Raw genomic sequence first — 16,664 nt, forward strand, 5'->3', positions numbered from 1 at the left:
GGTGTAGGATATTAATTTGAGCGGGAAGAACCATGGTGGGGGGGTTTGTTTTTTTTGTTTGTTTTCCGTGGGCGGGGGGGGGGGGGGGGGGTGGAACCGCAGACGTCTGCGGTTCCACCCCACACCCTTTGCGGAGTTGGTCTACCAGCGGTACCAGCGGCCCTTGTTGCCGCCATGGCCTGCTGGCCGGATCACGAAGCCGAGGAGCCAGACCACCAGCACGATGACGGCGATCCACCACAGGGCCTCGAGAGCGAAGCCGGCGCCGAACAGGATCAGCGCGAGAAGCAGAACGAGAAGCAGGGGAACCATGTTTATCAACCTCCGAGCGCTCGTCTGCCCTGCCGGAATCCCACCATGCACCGAAAGTCTGTGCGTTTATAGATTTCTTATGTGGGAATTTGAGCGTGCCACGCTGGGCTTGTGGCACAAGTTCCCGCGGGCCCTTCGAGATACCGGCTGACTTGGCTGCCGGCCGGATGAGGCACCGCCGCAGGGAGCCGGTGCCGGCTCCCCCGCCCTCGGAGCGGATGGGTCGTGCGACCGGTCCGCCGTCGACGGCGACCACGTAGGTCGTCTGGTCGCACCGCACCGCACCGCACGAAACGTAGCCCGTCTCGCCGATGGTGCGCAGGATGTCGGACTGGGAGAGCTTGCGGGGCCTTTCTCGCCCCGGTGCCTGCCAGGCAGCCGGGCGGTCGGCGCGGCGGCCGCCGCAGCCGTCTGCGAGTGGGGACTGAAGGCGCACCGGCGGGTGCGGTCGGTGCCAGGTGAGGGACTGGCGGGGTGGCTGTGAGGTTTCGGTCATACCGGTGCCCCGGTCCGGCGTTGGGGCCGATTGCCGGCTCGAGCGCTCGCTGTGCGCTCATTGGAGTCGATCCCGGCGAGTGGGTTCGCCTTCGTCGGGTGAACGGCGAGACTGTCAAGCAGATCGAGGCGGGCAGACGTATCCCCGGGAGCCGCACCGAGGCTGTCGTCTCTCGGTGGTGCGCGCGTGTCGGTCTGACGCGTGTCTGCGCGGGCGCGCCGGGGGTACCGGGAAGGGATGCAAGCACTGTCACAGGATGTGATCGAGTTGATCCGCGAGGATATCGACCAGGTGAAGGCGGAGTTGGTGGCTGCCGTGTCCGAGGGGCGCCGGGGCTCGGCGGCTCTGGGTGCGGGCGGGGTGCTCGGTGTGCTGGCCCTGCTGGCGGCTCAGGAGTCGGCGGTACGGGCGCTGGAGCGGGTGTGGCCGGCGCCGCGGGTGACGGGGGCGTTCGCGGCTGCGTACGGCATCGGGGCCGTGGCGTTCGCCGGGTATGGGTACGAGAGATTGCGCCGGGCCCGAGCCGCGTCACGGGAGGCGCTGGCAGGTTCGCTGGACGCCGTGAAGGAGGTGGCCGACGAGTTGGCGCACTGACTGATGGGTCGTCCCGGCGGACGCGCCGCCGTCCCCGTCACCTCCGGGACGGGGACGGGTCCGTATCCCCTCACAGGCTCCCTTCCGCTGAGCCGGAGGAGGGCTCCGAAGTCGTGGCTCATCTAACGGAGTTGACGCGCGCGGAGAGTGCCGGCTCCCGCCCTCCACGTCCGCGCCCTGCCAGGCGCAGATGATGCCGGGTACGTGCCCGTGGCGTCCAGGAGTTCCCCCCCCCGGATTTCCCGACTTTCATACGGATGTCCCGGAGCTCAGGGGGCACGCGTAGTTCCGAGCTCGCCCACGGGCAGGCGGCCATCGGAAGGGCGGTACGGCGTCGACCGCCGTGCACCGTGCGGTCATACGGCCAGGCATCGGACGCCGGCACTCCCTGCCCGGCAGGGACGTACGGGGGCGGGCGGACAGCGGAAGGCGACGACGGAACACAGGGAGCGCAGATGAAGGTCCGCCCGTTGCTGGCCCCACCGGATCTCCGGCTCACGGCCCACGCGGTCGCCGGCCGCTATCGGCTCGACGACCTGTTGGGGCGCGGTGGGGCGGCTGACGTGTACGAGGCGTGGGACCTGCGGCTGCACCGGCCGGTGGCGGTGAAGGTCTTCCGGCCGGGCGGCGAGTCCCAGACGGAGGAGCGCTTCGACGGCGAGGGCCGCTTGCTGGCGCACCTGCAACACCCGGGCCTGGTGACCGTGTACGACTCCGGTCACGAGGACGGACGGCCTTACCTGGTGATGCAGCTCATCAAGGGGACGACGCTGCGCAGGCGCATCACAGCGGGTCCCCTGTCCTCCGCCGAGGCATGCCGTATCGGGGCCGCGCTGGCGTCGGCGCTGGCTCACGTGCACGCGGCTGGTGTCGTCCACCGCGACGTCAAGCCGTCGAACATCCTTCTCGACGGCACGGGCACCCCGTACCTGACCGACTTCGGCATCTCCCGGATGCTCGGCGCCACCGCCCACACCGCCACCGGAACCCTCGTGGGGACCGCGGCGTACATGGCACCGGAGCAGGTGCTGGGGAAGGGAGCGGCGCCGGCCGCGGACGTCTACAGCCTCGGACTCGTACTCCTCGAGGCCCTGAAGGGTGAGTTGGAGTACGCGGGTGCCCCGTTGGAGGCAGCGATCGCGCGGCTGCACCGGCCCCCGGCGATTCCTCCGGACCTGTCGGCGGATCTCGCAGAGCTGTTGGAGGCCATGACGGATCCGGAGGAGACCCGTCGGCCCGACGCGCACGCCTGCCATCAAGCACTGGCCGCCATGGAGGGCGGGCACTCGGCGTCGTCCCGCCGCGGGGTCGGCCCATCGGTGGACGTCCGGAACGCAGGTGAGCACCGGAACGCGGCAGACGACACGCTGCGATCGGAGTTCGCGGGGGCACGAACAAGGGGCGTGTGGCCGGTGCTCGCGGCGACACCTGGCGAGGGGTCCCCCGCCCCGGAACATCTTTTCACGGCCCCCGCCTTTCGCCGTCCCGGCCGCGTTCTCCTTGCTACGGGGGCGGCACTGGCCGTGCTCGGAGCCACGCTGACCGGCTCGATCGGTGGTCTGCCCTCCGAGGATGAAGATGCGGCCTCCCGGCCGCGCCAGGCCACGACGGAATCCACGTCGGGCCGGGCGGATGGAACGACCGAGCCCTCGTCGGACCGGGCAGGACAGCCGGACCCGTCCTCCTCGCCGGCGGCAACACCCGCCGTCCCCCGTTCGGGGACGATGCCTGCCCTCACGGCCAAGGAGTCCGGCACGGATCGGAGTTCGGCGGCCGACGAGCGTGAGGATCGCACTGGCGCCGGCTGGCAGGAGTTCGACGGCCCGCGGGGCGAGGCCGTCCAGGGGCCCGTCCACGTCGATCCCGAGTCGCGACCTGGGAAGGCCAAGCCGCCAAGGAAGAAGGAAAGTTACTGACGACTGACCGGCCGACAAGGGCGGGGCAAGCCGATCGGCCCAGGAGGAGTACCGAGGGGCGGCGGCGGGTCGGCGGGTCGGCGGCGGTGTGAACCGATTCTCCGGACAGCGGGCCCCGCTCGCCCTCGGTGTCGGTACTGCGGCCCGCCTGCGCTGCAAGCCACTCCGATCCGAACGAAACCGCCCTCGGCGCAGGGGGCCGAACCCATTGTCACTGGCGGCGCCTAGAGTCTCCCTCACTCGTCACGGTGCGTTGCCACGGACGGGTTTCATCAGCGTGCCGCCGGTTCGGCGGCCGTCCGGGACAACGGGGAGCACAGCGCATGGGGTGGGTTACGGCGGGGGACTATGAAGTCGCCCTGGAGGCGGGCAAGGTGGTCTGCCGCAACGGGAAGGGCCGGCGGCTGAAATCCGTCCCGGCCGCATTGAAGGAGGACCCGGCGGTCGTCGGGCTCCGGCAGTTGGCCGAGTGGCTGGAGCGGCACGAACGCCAATGCCTGACCGACGTCGAACAGTGGATGGTGCGTTCGCTGCCCGTCCCCACAGCCGTACTCGCCCAGGTCTGGCCCGACCCGGCGTGGCAGGCGGCCCTGCGGGACGTGGTGGTCACCGGCGCGGACGGCGGCGTCGCCGGCTTCCTGCGCGATGTTGACCCCGACCGCGGGCTCGGCCTGGTCGACCTGGACGGTGACACGGTCCGCATCACCCCGGACGTGGTCAGCGTGCCCCATCCGGTCCTCCTGGACGACCTGGACGACCTGCGGGACTTCGCGGTCGAGCTGGGGGTGGGTCAGAACGTCGAGCAGCTGTTCCGCGAGGTGTGGCGGCGTTCGCCGGGCCTCGCCCAGGACACCACCTCCGTGAACACGTACGCCGGTGGCGTGTTCAAGGAACTGCGCTTCCTGCACGGCCGCGTCACCCAGCTCGGGTACCGGTCGCGCGGCGGGTACGCGGTCTGTCCGGTCGTCGAGGACGGCGTGACCGTCGAGGCGCGCGTGTGGATCGGCGAGAACGACGGATACGGCGAGTACGACACCGAGACGGGCCCGTTGGGCTGGACCGACCCCGCGGGGCGCGCGCTGACGGCCGCCGAGGTGGGCCCCGTCGCGTGGTCCGAGGGCATGCGCATGGCAGCGGCGCTCTACGCGGGCCGCGACGTTGAGGACGAGGAGCGGGCGGCATGAGCACCACCACGACGAGCATCCCCACGAACACGGCCGCCACGGGTGCGGCGTTCCTCCCCGCCCAGGCCCCTGGCGAGAACAACCCCTGGTCTTCCGCTGCCGGGGGGTTCCGCGCGGCGGCCCTGCTGGAAGCGGGCGCGATTCTTCCGGCCGGAACCATCGATCGCGACGACGCCGACGCGCTGACCGCCCGCGCGTACACGCACACCGCACTCGGGGACCGTCCCGTGGTCCGGCTCGTGCCCGGCACTCTCGGCGAAGCCGAGGACCTGGCCCTGGAGTTCCTCGGGCTGGCCCGGACGGCCGAGGCCCCCGTCGTGGGTCAGGTGCGTCGCGAGACGCTGGGCTTCCCGGCCTGGGCCCTGGTCAACGACCCGGCCAACGGGCACCACGCACTGGCCCTGGTCAAGGACATCGAACGGCTGGGCCGGCAGGCCAGGACCCGCGCCGGAGCGGCAAAGGAGGGATTCGACGCACTGGGCACCCGGCTCGGCCGGGCCGTGCCCCACTTTCTCCCCACGTACTACGAGCAGGTGGCGCGCCTCTTCCTCCGGGCCGAGAACACCACTTATGCCGCCTCCTTCTTCGGCAAGGCCCGAGAGGCCGAGCGGGTGCACGGGCTGGCCGTGGACGAGGACCGGCAGCGGGCCGTCTTCCTGGAGTTCGCCTTCGCCGGCGCGCTGACCGTCAAGGCCCTGCGGCAGTACGTGCGCGATGTGGCGGCCCGGCTCGAGCCGGCGGAAGCCTGGGCGCAGTTCCGCCGTCTGCTGGTCGAGCGCTGCGCGGCCGGCGTGCCGCCGTACGCGGCGCTGCCGCAGGACGTGCGCGCGCTGGTCAAGGCCGCCGGGCTGGACCGCGGGAGTGCGGAACGCGAGCTGGTGGCCGATCTGATCGGATCTCCGGGGATCGTCCGCGCCCCCGCCTCGTTCTGGGCTGCCTACCGCTCCGCGCTCGTCGCCCTGGCCCGACAGGACGCGGCCGTACGGGTCCGGCTCCTCGGCTTCTTCCCGGAGAATTTCAGTGAGAGCGGCCAGGACTCGGACGGTGAATCCGAGTGGCTGGCGCTGTTGGCGGAGTGCGGCGCGGAAGAGCTGCTGACCGCCGTCGTGGACACCTGCGGCCACGCTCCCTCCGCTTCCGCACCGGTGTCCCCGGCGGACTGGCTCGCACGCTGGGAGGCGCACCGCCGAAGCAGCCGGGCCACCCCGGGCCGCAGCCCGCAGACCCTTGATCTGGTCGCCAGGATGGCGGACCGGCTGCGCGCCGACGGGTGTCCTGTCGAACTGTTCCAGGGTCGCTGGCAGCGCAACGCCGACCTGGACCTCCTTGACCTCTGTCTGGCCTCGGCCATCCCCGTCGCCGAGCCGGACGAGCACGACAAGGGCTCCGCGCAGCCGCTCGCCGTCCAGGTCGGGCCGTGGCTCGCCGACGCCGCGCCCGGCGCGAGGGACCTCACCGCCGTCGCCGCGCGGCCGGTCTTCCGCGCACTTCTGAGCCAGAGCGTCGGCGGCCTCGGCGAGCGCCGCGGTCAGCGCACGGACGAATCCGGCCTGGCGAAGCTCGCGGCGCACCACGTGCTCTCGGAGATCCTCCGGGAATGGCTCACCGCGCGCGCCGAGGAGTACGTCGGCGCGCGAGGACTGCCCGGGCTGCGCACCGCGCTGAACAGGCTCTCGGCGTTCCGCTCCGTGGTCGCGGACGTCGCCCCGGAGGCCGTTCGACTCCTCAAGGGCCACGACGTCGTGCCACTGCTCGCCTCCACACTGCGCACCGGCGTCCTCGACGAACTGGGGTGGCCCGCGCTCGACGAGACCTACGCCGAGCTTGCGGCCGAGGTCGCAGAGGCCTCCGCCACGCGTCAGCGGCATCACCGGTCGGAGGGTGTCGGTGTCACCGGCGCCTGGCCCGCGCTCATCCTGAACACTCTCGAACGGGCCGTCGTCGTCGGCCCCCAGGGCGTCCTGCTGCGGCACACCCTGCGTTTGCCCGCCACGCTCGACCACTGGTCGACGTTCGCATTCCGTTACGTCGACGGCGAGTTGCTGGTCATGTGGTGGGAGGACGGCAAGCAGCGCGGCTACTGGTCACACCGCCCCGCCGAGGTGTTCACCGTCGGCGGCGAGCAGGTGCCCCGCTGGGGCGGCTCCGGACCGTCGGACGAGGTCTGCCTGCCACTGCCCGGCGGCGGCCGTGCCACCGGCGGCAAGGCCCTGCACGCGGGCGACACCTCCCTCCCGCCCCAGCGCGCCGTCATCTCGGATGGCACCGGACTCTGGAGAGAAGGCCACCAGGGCACCCGTCGGGTGTGGCTGGAGTACGACCCGGTCACCGGTACCCACGGCCGCGCCTCCCTCCCCGCCTTCCTGCGCGCCGGCGTGCAGGACGGTGCCCTGCTGCTCGCCGAGCACTGCCAGGTGCTGCCCCTCCAGCCCGGTCTGGAGAGCACCCCGTTCGGCACGGACGGCACGGTCGTCGGCCGATGGGTCCGCCGCACGGTCACCGAACCCGGCACGGCCGCCCCCGCCGGCGGGCACCGGATCGTCGCCGGTACACCCGACGGCCGCACGGTCGCCCTGCCGCACCCGCTGCCCGACGGCGGCTCACGGGTCCCGCTCGGCGCCCTCGCCCTGCCCGGCGGATCCCGGCCGCTCGCGGCCCTGAACCACCGGTCCGTCGAAGCGCACCCGGCGGACACGGGCGGCATCGGCGGCACTCTGTGGTCCGTCACCCCGAACTCTTCGGGCGGGAACGACGCGGCGGGCACTCCCTACGTGCCTCCCCTCCCCTACTGGCACGCCCTGCGCCCGAGGGACGAGCGGGGCTCCATCGCACTGCGTAACCTGAAGGACTCGCGGGCGGGAGAGCTGTTCAAGGAGGTCGCCGCCGCGGTCGCCAGGCATCTGGCGGCGTACCGGGCCGTCGAGAAGTACACCGGGCCCTCGGCGCAGGCGATGAGCGAGGAGGCCGTCGCCCGGGTGCTGCCCGAGGTGTCCGACGCCCGGCTGCTCGCCGGCGTCACGGCGCTCGTCAGGAACGCCGTGGAGCGGGCTGCCGCAGCCATCCGTTACCTGGCACCGCCGGAGCCCGTCCAGCCAGCCACTCCGAGGAACGCCGCGCGCACCCAGGGCATGTTCTTCGACCGCGAGCCGGAGCACGCCGACGACACGACCCTGCGCGACGCCACCGCCTGGACCTCCGAGCGGATCCATGGCGGCTGGTGGGGGGCGGGGAGCCGGTGGACGACGATCCGGCAGATTCTCGCCGTCAATCACGTCTTCGGCGGCGAGTCCGCCTTCGGCCCGCCCACGCCGTCCAACGCTCCGTTCACTGCCGTGGACGGCTGGCAGCGGGACGAGTACACCGTGCCCGGCGATTCCCTCACGTGGACCTCTCTCCTGGACAAGTTGCCCCAACTGGCCTATCGGGCCGCCTCGGAGACCACCTCTCCCGAGCACCGCGCCGGGCTCCTCGTACTGCTGGACACCCTTGCTGCGGGCCCGCTGGCCGACCCGGCGGGCACGGTCCGCCAGGTCGAACTCGTCGAGCCGTTGGGCACCGGAACATCGGGGGCGGGGCGCCACGAGGCAGTTCCCCGCCTCGGCCAGGTGCTGCGCAGGGGCGACCGTACCGTCGTGGTCATCGCGAGCCGCGGCTGGAACGACCGCAACGACGCGGCACGCTGGGTCGCCCTGGACCACGACCCGACCGGCACCTTCGGCCCCGTTCCCGGCTTCACCCTGGACCGCGAGCACGTGTATGGGCAGGGCATCGCCCGCGATCGGCTCACCCGGCTCACCTCACTCGTACGGGAGCAGGGCCCGGCGCCCTGGCGGCCGGAAGCCACCGAGGCTTTCCACACCACCACGGGAATCGGCCCCCTCCAGTCCGCCGCCCTGCTGTCGGCAGCCGTCCCGGAGCCCGGCACCGCGGCGCTCGCGCTGCTCGGGGCGAAGACCCGTGCCTTCGAGGCGGCACAGGCCGGCCTGGACGCGCTGCCCCGCGACGACCGGCACACCCTGCTCCGGGCGCTGCTGCCCGTCGACCCGGCCGAACTATGGTCCACGGGCCCCGACGTCCGGGCCGCCGCCGAGGTGTGGCAGGAGCGCCTGGCCTCCCTGGTCCGCGTCCCGGAAGAGCTGGAACTCGACCTGGCGGGTACCACTCTGAGCGCCGTCGACCTGATCCTCAACACGGGCTCCCGGACCTGGCTCGCCCATGGGACCGAGGTCCGGGACGGCAGCGGCCGCCCGGGGCTGCTCCGGGTGGGGGGACGCGGTGCGCTCTCCTCGGCCCTGACCGCCCTGCGCACCCTCGCCTACACACTGCCGTACGGACATCCGCTGAGGGCGCACCTTCCCGTCGGGCTCGCAGCCCTGCGCGACCGTCTCGCCGACCCGCGACTGGTGCTGGAACTCGGCTTGGATTGGACTGAATCGGGGAGCTCGATCGGCCCTGCCATCCGCGCCGCTCACGGGCTCCCCGAGTCCGGCGGCACGGACTCCGACGGGCTGGTCCGGGCAGGCACGGCGCTGCTCCTCGCCCCCGGTCACGGGAACGGCGAGAGACTGCTGGTCCGTCCGGCAGGCCTGACAGGTCCCGACGACCCGGCGTTCGGCCTCATCGAGGGCACCGTCGGCCCGCACGGCGCCGGTGATCTGCTCGCGCTGCGCGCACTGCTGAGCGAGGAGACCGACGCGCTTGCCTCGGCGGGCACCCCCGACGGCTCCCCGCACCGTGCGGCCCAGGACCCGACGCACACGGTTCCGGGCCTGGTGGCCGAGGCCGCCGACGCACTCGGCCTGAGCGCGGACGCCGCCGCCCTCTACCTGATGCTGCTCGCCCTGCCCGACCCGACGGACCGCAACTGCGTCCGCTGGACGGAGTGGAAGCCGGTCCGCGTCAAGAAGGCGCGGGCGGAACTCGCCGCCACCGACCTCGTCGTGGAAGCGAAGCGCTCCCGCGCCGGTCGCAGCCTCTTCCTCCCCTGCGGCTGGCTCGAGCGCAGCGCCCCCGGTCTGCCGCTGGAGACCTGGAAGGAACGCCTGTACCCGGTGGCAGGATCCAGCCGGACCCTGCCCCACATCCCCGTGCCCGAGCTGTACGCAGCCGCCTGGGCACGGGTGCGCGGCGGCGACGCCCCCGCCTTCGAAGAACTGGACACCCGCGCACCCCGGAAGGGCCGCCGCCGATGACGAACGACACCACGACCACCCTGGACGCCGACACGAGCGGCGCCACGGACCGGGCTACCAAGCCCGGCCCGGAGCACCGCCAGGTCACGCTGCCCGAGGACCGGTACGCCACCGAACTGGCCTTCCTCGCCGCCCACGACTCCGGCCCCCGGCCGCCCGGCTGGCTGCTCACGCCGCGCGCCGTCGTCACGTTCGTGACGGGCAGCGCGGGCGAGGCGCTGAGCCTGCCGAAGGGCGCCCGGCCGGGGCCTGGGGTGCCGCGCCGCCTGGTGATCGAGCAGAAGTTCGTCGGCGAACGCGCCCTGGTCGAACGGTGCGTGGTCACCCTCGCCGGAGAGCGCGGACTCCTCCTGGTGGGTGAACCCGGCACCGCCAAGTCCATGCTGTCCGAGCTGCTGGCGACAGCTGTCTGCGGGACCAGCGCACTCACCGTGCAGGGCACCGCGGGCACCACCGAGGACCAGCTCAAGTACGGCTGGAACTACGCGCTGCTGCTCGCGCAGGGGCCCTCTGAGCAGGCCCTGGTGCCTTCCCCGGTGCTCACCGCCATGACGCGGGGCGCCGTCGCCCGCGTCGAGGAGATCACCCGTTGCCTCCCGGAGGTGCAGGACGCCCTTGTGTCGCTGCTCTCCGAGCGTCGGATCGCGGTTCCCGAACTCGCGGGCGGGGAGAGCGCGCAGGTGCACGCGGCTCCCGGTTTCACCCTCATCGCCACCGCCAACCTGCGGGACAAGGGCGTCTCGGAGATGTCCGCCGCGCTGAAGCGCCGCTTCAACTTCGAGACCGTCGGACCCATCGGGGACGTGGACGCCGAGACCGCACTCGTACGGCGGCAGTCGCGGGCGGCCGTCGAACGCGTGGGAGCCGCCTACCAGGTGGACGACGCGATCCTCGAAGCCCTTGTCACCGCCTTCCGGGACCTGCGCGAGGGCCGCTCCGTGGAGGGCTGGGAGGTGGAGCGTCCCTCCACGGTGATGAGTACGGCGGAGGCGGTCTCCGTCGCGGGATCGCTGGGCCTGGCCGCCGCCTACTTCCCCGGCGACCGGGACGTGCTCTCCCTGCTGCCCGGCCATCTGCTCGGCGTCGTCCGCAAGGACGACCCCGCCGACGCGGCACGGCTGCTGGGGTACTGGGACGGACCGGTGCGCAGACGCGCGGAGCAGGGGTCGGCCACGTGGCGTGCCCTGTGGGACCTGCGCGCGGTGCTGGAGAACTGACCGATGAGCAAGCCGACCACCCCCAAGACGTGGTCCACCGCCGGAGCGATTCCCGCGGCCGAGGTGTCGCCCCCGGCGGAGGTGTCGCCCCGTGCGGAGGTGTCGCCCCTCGCCGACGCGTCGTCGACGGCCGAGGCGTTGCCCACGGCCGAGGTGTCGTCCACCGCCGGTGCGCCGGCCGCTGCACCGGCGCAGGCTCCGGCGGACGGGCCGGTCACCCCGGAAGCCGCCGTGGCGGCCCTCGCGGCGACCGGGCCCGGATCGCCGTTCCTGATCGGCGTGCGCCACCACGCACCCTCGCTGGCAGCCGCCCTCCCGGCACTGCTGGACGCGGCGGCCCCCGACGTCCTCCTCGTCGAGCTGCCCGCCGAGTTCCAGCCCTGGCTGGGCTGGCTCGCCCATGAGGAGACCGAGGCCCCGGTGGCCCTGGCAGCCGTGCCCGCCGACGGACCCGGGCACGGTGCGGCAGGCGAACGTGGGCCGGCCTTCTACCCGTTCGCGGACTTCTCGCCGGAACTCGTCGCTCTGCGCTGGGCGGCGCGAAACGGGGTCCCTGCCGTGGCCTGCGATCTGCCCATGGCCGACCGGGCGTGGGCGCGGGGCGGGCCGGACGCTCCGGCCCCCGCCCCCGCCCCTGCCCCGGGCGCCGACTCCGCACCCGTACCGGGGAAGGGGTACGGGCTGTCCGCCGCACTCCGGTCCCGGCTCACCGGCCGGGAAGGCGACGACCTGTGGGACCGGCTGGTGGAGGCCCCCGCGCCCGGTTCGACACCCGAGGCACTCCGCCGTGCCGCCCTGCTCACCGGCTGGGCGCTGCGGTACGAGGCCGAGGCGCAGGGCCGGGTGCAGGGCGCGGACCTGGCGCGCGAGGCGTGCATGCGCGGACATGTCGCCGAGGCCCTGTCCAACGGGCGGCGTCCCGCCGTGGTGGTGGGAGCCTTCCACACTCCGGCGCTGCTGACCGCCGCCGCCGGGGCCGACGGGGACTCCGTACCGGACCTGGCTGCGGCGTCGAACGCGCCGGTCCTGCCGGAAACGGACGGTGACAGGGACGGCGCTGCCGGGGCAGCGCCCGCGTGCACCGTCTCCCTGGTTCCGTACGCGTACCCCCTGCTCGACTCCCGGTCCGGCTATCCGGCCGGCATCCGGGACCCGGAGTGGCAGCACACCGTCCTGGACGCCGCCGGAGACCCGGCCGCGCTGCACGAGGCACTGATCCGCACCGTGGTCCGCGTCTGCGCCGCCTTGCGCGAACAGGGCCACCCCTACGGCCCCGCGGAGGGCCGGGAGGTCGTCCGGGTGGCAGGCGACCTGGCCCGCCTGCGCGACCTGCCCGCGCCCGGCCGCGGTGAACTGCTGGAAGCCGTACAGACGGTGATGGGGCGCGGCGAGACCTACGGCACGGGCCGCGCCGTCGCCCGGGCCCTCGAACGCGTACTCGTCGGAGGGCGTACGGGGCGGCCCGCGCCCGCCGCTCCGCGCAGCGGCCTTGGCCCCGCCGTGGAGGCCGAGACCGCGGCGCTCTCGCTCCCCGGTCCTGAGGACGCGTACGAGGAAGCACCACGCGACCTGCGGCTCGACCCGGCGCGTTCCGCCCTGGACCGGCGCCGCGAACTGCTGCTGCGGAGGCTGACGGTGTGCGGCATCCCTTACGCGCAGGAACAGCAGGTGACCGGCGCCGCGGGCACGGAAGGACTCACCACGCGCTGGCAGGTGCGGTGGACCCCGGCCACGGCCGCGATGCTCACGGCGGCCGGCGCCCGTGGCGTCACCCCGGCCCAGGCGGCCGAGGGCGTGCTCAGGCAGCGATTCGCGGCCGAGCACGGGGAGGGCGGCCCGACGGCCGCCCAGGTCGTCCGGGGCCTCGCGGAGGCCGCCGAGTGCGGACTCCCCTCCCTGGCCGACGAACGGCTGACGGAGCTGGCGGCCGTGCTTCCCGCGAGCGGCACCCTTCCCGAACTTCTTGCCGGGCTCGACCTGCTGGACCGCATCGACGCCGGCCACTTGCCGGGCCTTGCCGGGCCCGACGACCCGTCGGCCTCCGAAACCCCGGATGCCACCGGCGGCGTCTCCGCCCGTGCCGCCCGCACCGCGCGCGCGGCCGAACTCCTGACCTCGGCCGCGGTCCGCCAGGTCGACGGCCTGACCGGCTCCGAGGAGCCCGAGGACGCCCGGGCGCTGCTCGAACTGTCACAGCGCGCCGACCGGGTGGGCGGCATTCGGCTCTCCGACGCCCTCGCTCGCCTCGCCGCCGACGGTACGCCGCTGATCGCCGCGGCCGCCGGAGCGGTCAGGGTGCTCACGGGCCATGAAGAAGCCGAGGCTTTCGGGGTGCGCGTCGCCTCCTGGGTGGACGGAGCCGTGGACAGCGCCTCCCGGGCCGCGCTCACCGCCCGCCTCACCGGCGTCCTGACGGTGGCGGGCCCGCTCCTGACTGTCGGCGTCGGCGCCCTGGACCCGTTGCTGCACCGCGTCGTCGAGCTGGACGACACGGCGTTCCTGGCCCGGCTTCCGGCCCTGCGCGGTGGCTTCGACACCCTGAGCCCGGCCGCCCGGGAGCGACTGCTGGACACCGTGGAGGAGCGTCTGGGCGAACGGGTGGACACCCTCGGCGCGGACGACCCGGCCGAGCTGGCCCGGCGAACGGCCGCCGACCTCGCGGCCCGCGAGCTCCTGTCCGGCCTCGGCCTGCCCGTCCCACCGCCCGCGCACGACGACTGGTTCCCCCCACCGTCCGGCCACCCCGCCGCAACGCGCCCCACCGCCACCACGCCCTCCACCGATGCCGGTTCCGCGCGGATCCTCGCGCCCGCCGACCGGTGGCGGCTCGTGCTCGGCCGGCGTCCCGACCAACTGCCGTCCGGGACCGCCCGCCTGGCGACCGCCCTGGACGAGCTCTATGGCACCGGACGGGGCGAGGGGTCCCGCGGCGGCCTGCCCGGTCACGGTGACGGTTCCGGACCGCGCGGCGGCCGGGAACCGTCGTTCCCCGGCGTCCGCGAGTGGTCCGAGGAACTGGCGGCGCTGTTCGGCCCCGGCATCCGCGAGGAGGTCCTCGCCGCCGCGGCCGTGACCGGCCGGCAGGACGTACTCGCCGAACTCGACCCGGCGGCCGCCACCCCCTCCGTGGAACTGCTCCGGACGGTCCTGCGGTACGCCGGCGGCCTCCCCGAGGCCCGCCTCGCCGCGCTGCGGCCCCTGGTCCGCCGCCTGGTCGACGATCTGACCCGGCAGCTCGCCACCCGTCTGAGGCCCGCCCTCACAGGGACCATGCTGGCCCGGCCCACCCGCCGCCCCGGCGCCCGGCTGGACCTGCCGCGTACCCTGCGCGCCAACCTGGCCACCGCCCGCCGGACGGCCGACGGCACGGTCCAGGTGATCCCCGAGAAGCCGGTGTTCCGCAGTCGCGCCCGCCGGTCGGCCGACTGGCGCCTGATCCTGGTCACCGACGTCTCCGGGTCCATGGAGGCGTCCACGATCTGGTCCGCGCTGACCGCCTCCGTGCTCGCCGGGGTGCCGACCCTCAGCACCCATTTCCTGGCCTTCTCCACGGAGGTCGTCGACCTCACCGACCATGTGCACGATCCCCTCTCCCTCCTCCTGGAGGTGAGCGTGGGCGGAGGTACGCACATCGCCGCCGGGCTGCGGCACGCCCGCAGCCTGATCACGGTGCCCACCCGCACCCTCGTCGTCGTCATCAGCGACTTCGAGGAGGGTGCTCCGCTCGGCGGACTGCTGGCCGAAGTGCGGGCCCTTGTGACCACCGGCTGCCACGTCCTCGGATGCGCGAGCCTCGACGACGCCGGCCGGCCCCGCTATTCGACGGGCGTCGCCGGGCAGCTCGTGGCCGCCGGCATGCCCGTGGCGGCCCTCAGTCCACTAGAACTGGCCCGCTGGATAGGGGAGAAGACCGCATGACCGCCGCCCAGTTGCCACCCGTCGCGCCGGAGGTCACGGCCACGCTGGTGGAGGACCTCTCCCCCCGGCTGCGCAAACGGCTGGACGCGGCCGTCACCAAACTCGGCGCTCGCCCGACGCACCGCGACGGGGACACGGTGACGATCGCGGTCGACGACGAGACCGCCTTGCGCCTGTACGCCCCGGGCGGCGTGGTGGCGACGGCGGACGCCATCACCTGCGGCTGCCTGCTCGCCCCGGCATGCGTGCACCGCGCGGCCGCCGCCTGCGCCGCCCCCACGGCGGACCCGGCGCCGGAGCCTGCCGACCAGCCCACGGCCCCCGACCTCGCCGCCCCTCCGGACACCGCCCCGGACAGCGCCTCCTCGCCCGAGGTGGCGAGCCCGGAGCAGCGTGCCGCGGCCGACGCCCTGTGGTCGGCGGGTGCCGCCGTGCTGGAGGCCGGCGTCGACGGGGCCGGAGCCGTCACCCAGTCGGCCCTCCTCCGCGCCGCCCACACCGCCCGGCTGCGGCACCTGCCACGCGCCGCGGGCGCCGCGCTGTCCGTCGTCACGCTGCTGCGCGCGGCCCGCGCCGGGGACCCGTCCTACCGCACCGCCGACCTCGTCACGGCCCTGGCTGAACTCCTCGGCACCGCCCACCGGGTGCGAACGGCGTCCGGGGCGGAGCTGGAAGCCGTCAAAGGCCGCGCGCGCCGCCCGTACAGCCCGGACGGCTCGCTGCGTCTGTACGGCCTCTTCACCGAGCCCGTGGTGACCGACTCGGGGCACGGCGGCGTCCGCACGTGGGTCGCCGGACCCGACGGCCGGCTCTTCACGGTCGGCGACGTGGCACCCGGCGGCGTCGGGCGCGCCCTGGGCGTGGCCGACCGGGCCGTGCGCCTGGGCGACAGCGCGCTCACGCACCGGGAGCTTGGCCGGGCCGGCCTGGCGGTCTCGGGGGCGACGGTCTCGCCGGACGGCAGACTGGGCGCCGGGAAGGGCGTCAAGGCCGTCACCGCCCTGGGCGCGGCGTGGACGGAGCCGCCGCTCGCCGCACTGTGGGGGACGCCGCCGTCCGAACAGGCCGCCCGTGCCCTGCGGGTCACCTCCCGCTTCGCGGACCCGGTGGGCGGCGGCAGCGATCTGCTTTTCCTGGACGTCGAACTGCTTGGAGCTGCACGGGAGTCGGGAGGCACCTGCCTGCTCGCGCTGTGCGACGGAGGCATCCGCGTCCGGCTCACCGTCGCCGACGACGACCCCGCGCTGGCTCACCGCGACAACCTGATGCTGCTGGCCACGGCGCCGGGAACACGGCTGAGGATCATCGGCCGCCTGGTGCCCGCCCTCCACCCCCGGCTCATCCTCCTCGCCTGCTCGCACCCCACATCCGACGGCACGATCGACCTCGGCCTCGACCGCCTGCGCCGTGCCGACCTCCCGGACCCGGTCGCCCCCGTGCACCCCGCCCCGCCACAGACCGGTGGGTCGGGCACGCACTCGCCGCTGTACCTCCTGGAACGCCGGGTCGAGCAGACGGTCCCGGCGGGCCGCGCCGCCCTCGGCATGCTCGGCGACGTCACCGCCGAAGCCCGCCGCCTTCGCCGCGCGGGCCTCCCCACGGCCGCCGGCCTCCTCACCGCCCTGTGCGCTTCGGCTGCCCAGCGCGATCGCGACCACTTCGGCCGCCTCCTCCCCGCCGACACCGACGGCTTCGCCACCCACTGGCTCACCGCCGCCCGATACACAGCCGCCGTGGCAGAGTCCCTGTGCGCGGCAGCCTGGCAACCGAGCCTCGAGCACCCGCCCGAAGCGTCCTCCGTCCTGGAACCCTGGGCTCGCTGATGGAGGCGGTGT

Annotated in this window: 8 protein-coding genes; 7 read left to right on the forward strand and 1 reads right to left on the reverse strand. The window is 74.0% G+C overall.

From position 1 onward, the window contains the following. Window positions 1-141 precede the first annotated feature (141 nt). A complete protein-coding gene (locus ACZ4VW_RS28050; protein ID WP_467967126.1) occupies window positions 142-312 on the reverse strand; it encodes a hydrophobic protein in 171 nt (56 codons plus the stop codon). Window positions 313-1,045: 733 nt separating this feature from the next. On the opposite strand from ACZ4VW_RS28050, the gene ACZ4VW_RS28055 reads away from it, so the two are divergent. The 7 genes from ACZ4VW_RS28055 (at window position 1,046) to ACZ4VW_RS28085 (ending at window position 16,652) form a co-directional block, all read left to right on the forward strand. Next, a complete protein-coding gene (locus ACZ4VW_RS28055) occupies window positions 1,046-1,402 on the forward strand; it encodes a phage holin family protein (RefSeq protein ID WP_467967128.1) in 357 nt (118 codons plus the stop codon). 455 nt (window positions 1,403-1,857) lie between these two features. Beyond that, window positions 1,858-3,318, forward strand: coding sequence for a serine/threonine-protein kinase (locus tag ACZ4VW_RS28060; protein ID WP_467967130.1), 1,461 nt, complete (start codon window positions 1,858-1,860; stop codon window positions 3,316-3,318). A gap of 323 nt (window positions 3,319-3,641) precedes the next feature. Next, window positions 3,642-4,502, forward strand: coding sequence for a DUF4132 domain-containing protein (locus ACZ4VW_RS28065; protein WP_467967132.1), 861 nt, complete (start codon window positions 3,642-3,644; stop codon window positions 4,500-4,502). Then, window positions 4,499-9,694 (forward strand): hypothetical protein, encoded by a 5,196-nt coding sequence (locus ACZ4VW_RS28070; protein ID WP_467967134.1) that lies wholly within the window; start codon window positions 4,499-4,501, stop codon window positions 9,692-9,694. Before ACZ4VW_RS28065 ends, ACZ4VW_RS28070 begins: the two co-directional genes overlap by 4 nt. Beyond that, window positions 9,691-10,911: an ATP-binding protein gene (locus ACZ4VW_RS28075; protein ID WP_467967136.1), complete on the forward strand. Its 1,221-nt coding sequence runs from the start codon at window positions 9,691-9,693 to the stop codon at window positions 10,909-10,911. Before ACZ4VW_RS28070 ends, ACZ4VW_RS28075 begins: the two co-directional genes overlap by 4 nt. Before the next feature lie 3 nt (window positions 10,912-10,914). Further along, on the forward strand, window positions 10,915-14,829 hold the full coding sequence (locus ACZ4VW_RS28080) for a vWA domain-containing protein (RefSeq protein ID WP_467967138.1): 3,915 nt from the start codon (window positions 10,915-10,917) through the stop codon (window positions 14,827-14,829). Beyond that, complete coding sequence (locus ACZ4VW_RS28085) at window positions 14,826-16,652, forward strand: hypothetical protein (RefSeq protein WP_467967140.1); 1,827 nt, start codon at window positions 14,826-14,828, stop codon at window positions 16,650-16,652. The genes ACZ4VW_RS28080 and ACZ4VW_RS28085 overlap by 4 nt, the downstream gene beginning before the upstream one ends. Window positions 16,653-16,664 lie beyond the last annotated feature (12 nt).

This window comes from Streptomyces sp. NPDC029139 (assembly GCF_055564335.1).

Excerpts from the sequence above, each read along its gene's own strand:
- ACZ4VW_RS28065 (WP_467967132.1), top strand. The coding sequence starts at position 3,642 with ATGGGGTGGGTTACGGCGGGGGACTATGAAGTCGCCCTGGAGGCGGGC.
- ACZ4VW_RS28070 (WP_467967134.1), top strand. The coding sequence starts at position 4,499 with ATGAGCACCACCACGACGAGCATCCCCACGAACACGGCCGCCACGGGT.
- ACZ4VW_RS28085 (WP_467967140.1), top strand. The coding sequence starts at position 14,826 with ATGACCGCCGCCCAGTTGCCACCCGTCGCGCCGGAGGTCACGGCCACG.
- ACZ4VW_RS28075 (WP_467967136.1), top strand. The coding sequence starts at position 9,691 with ATGACGAACGACACCACGACCACCCTGGACGCCGACACGAGCGGCGCC.
- ACZ4VW_RS28050 (WP_467967126.1), bottom strand. The coding sequence starts at position 312 with ATGGTTCCCCTGCTTCTCGTTCTGCTTCTCGCGCTGATCCTGTTCGGC.
- ACZ4VW_RS28060 (WP_467967130.1), top strand. The coding sequence starts at position 1,858 with ATGAAGGTCCGCCCGTTGCTGGCCCCACCGGATCTCCGGCTCACGGCC.
- ACZ4VW_RS28055 (WP_467967128.1), top strand. The coding sequence starts at position 1,046 with ATGCAAGCACTGTCACAGGATGTGATCGAGTTGATCCGCGAGGATATC.
- ACZ4VW_RS28080 (WP_467967138.1), top strand. The coding sequence starts at position 10,915 with ATGAGCAAGCCGACCACCCCCAAGACGTGGTCCACCGCCGGAGCGATT.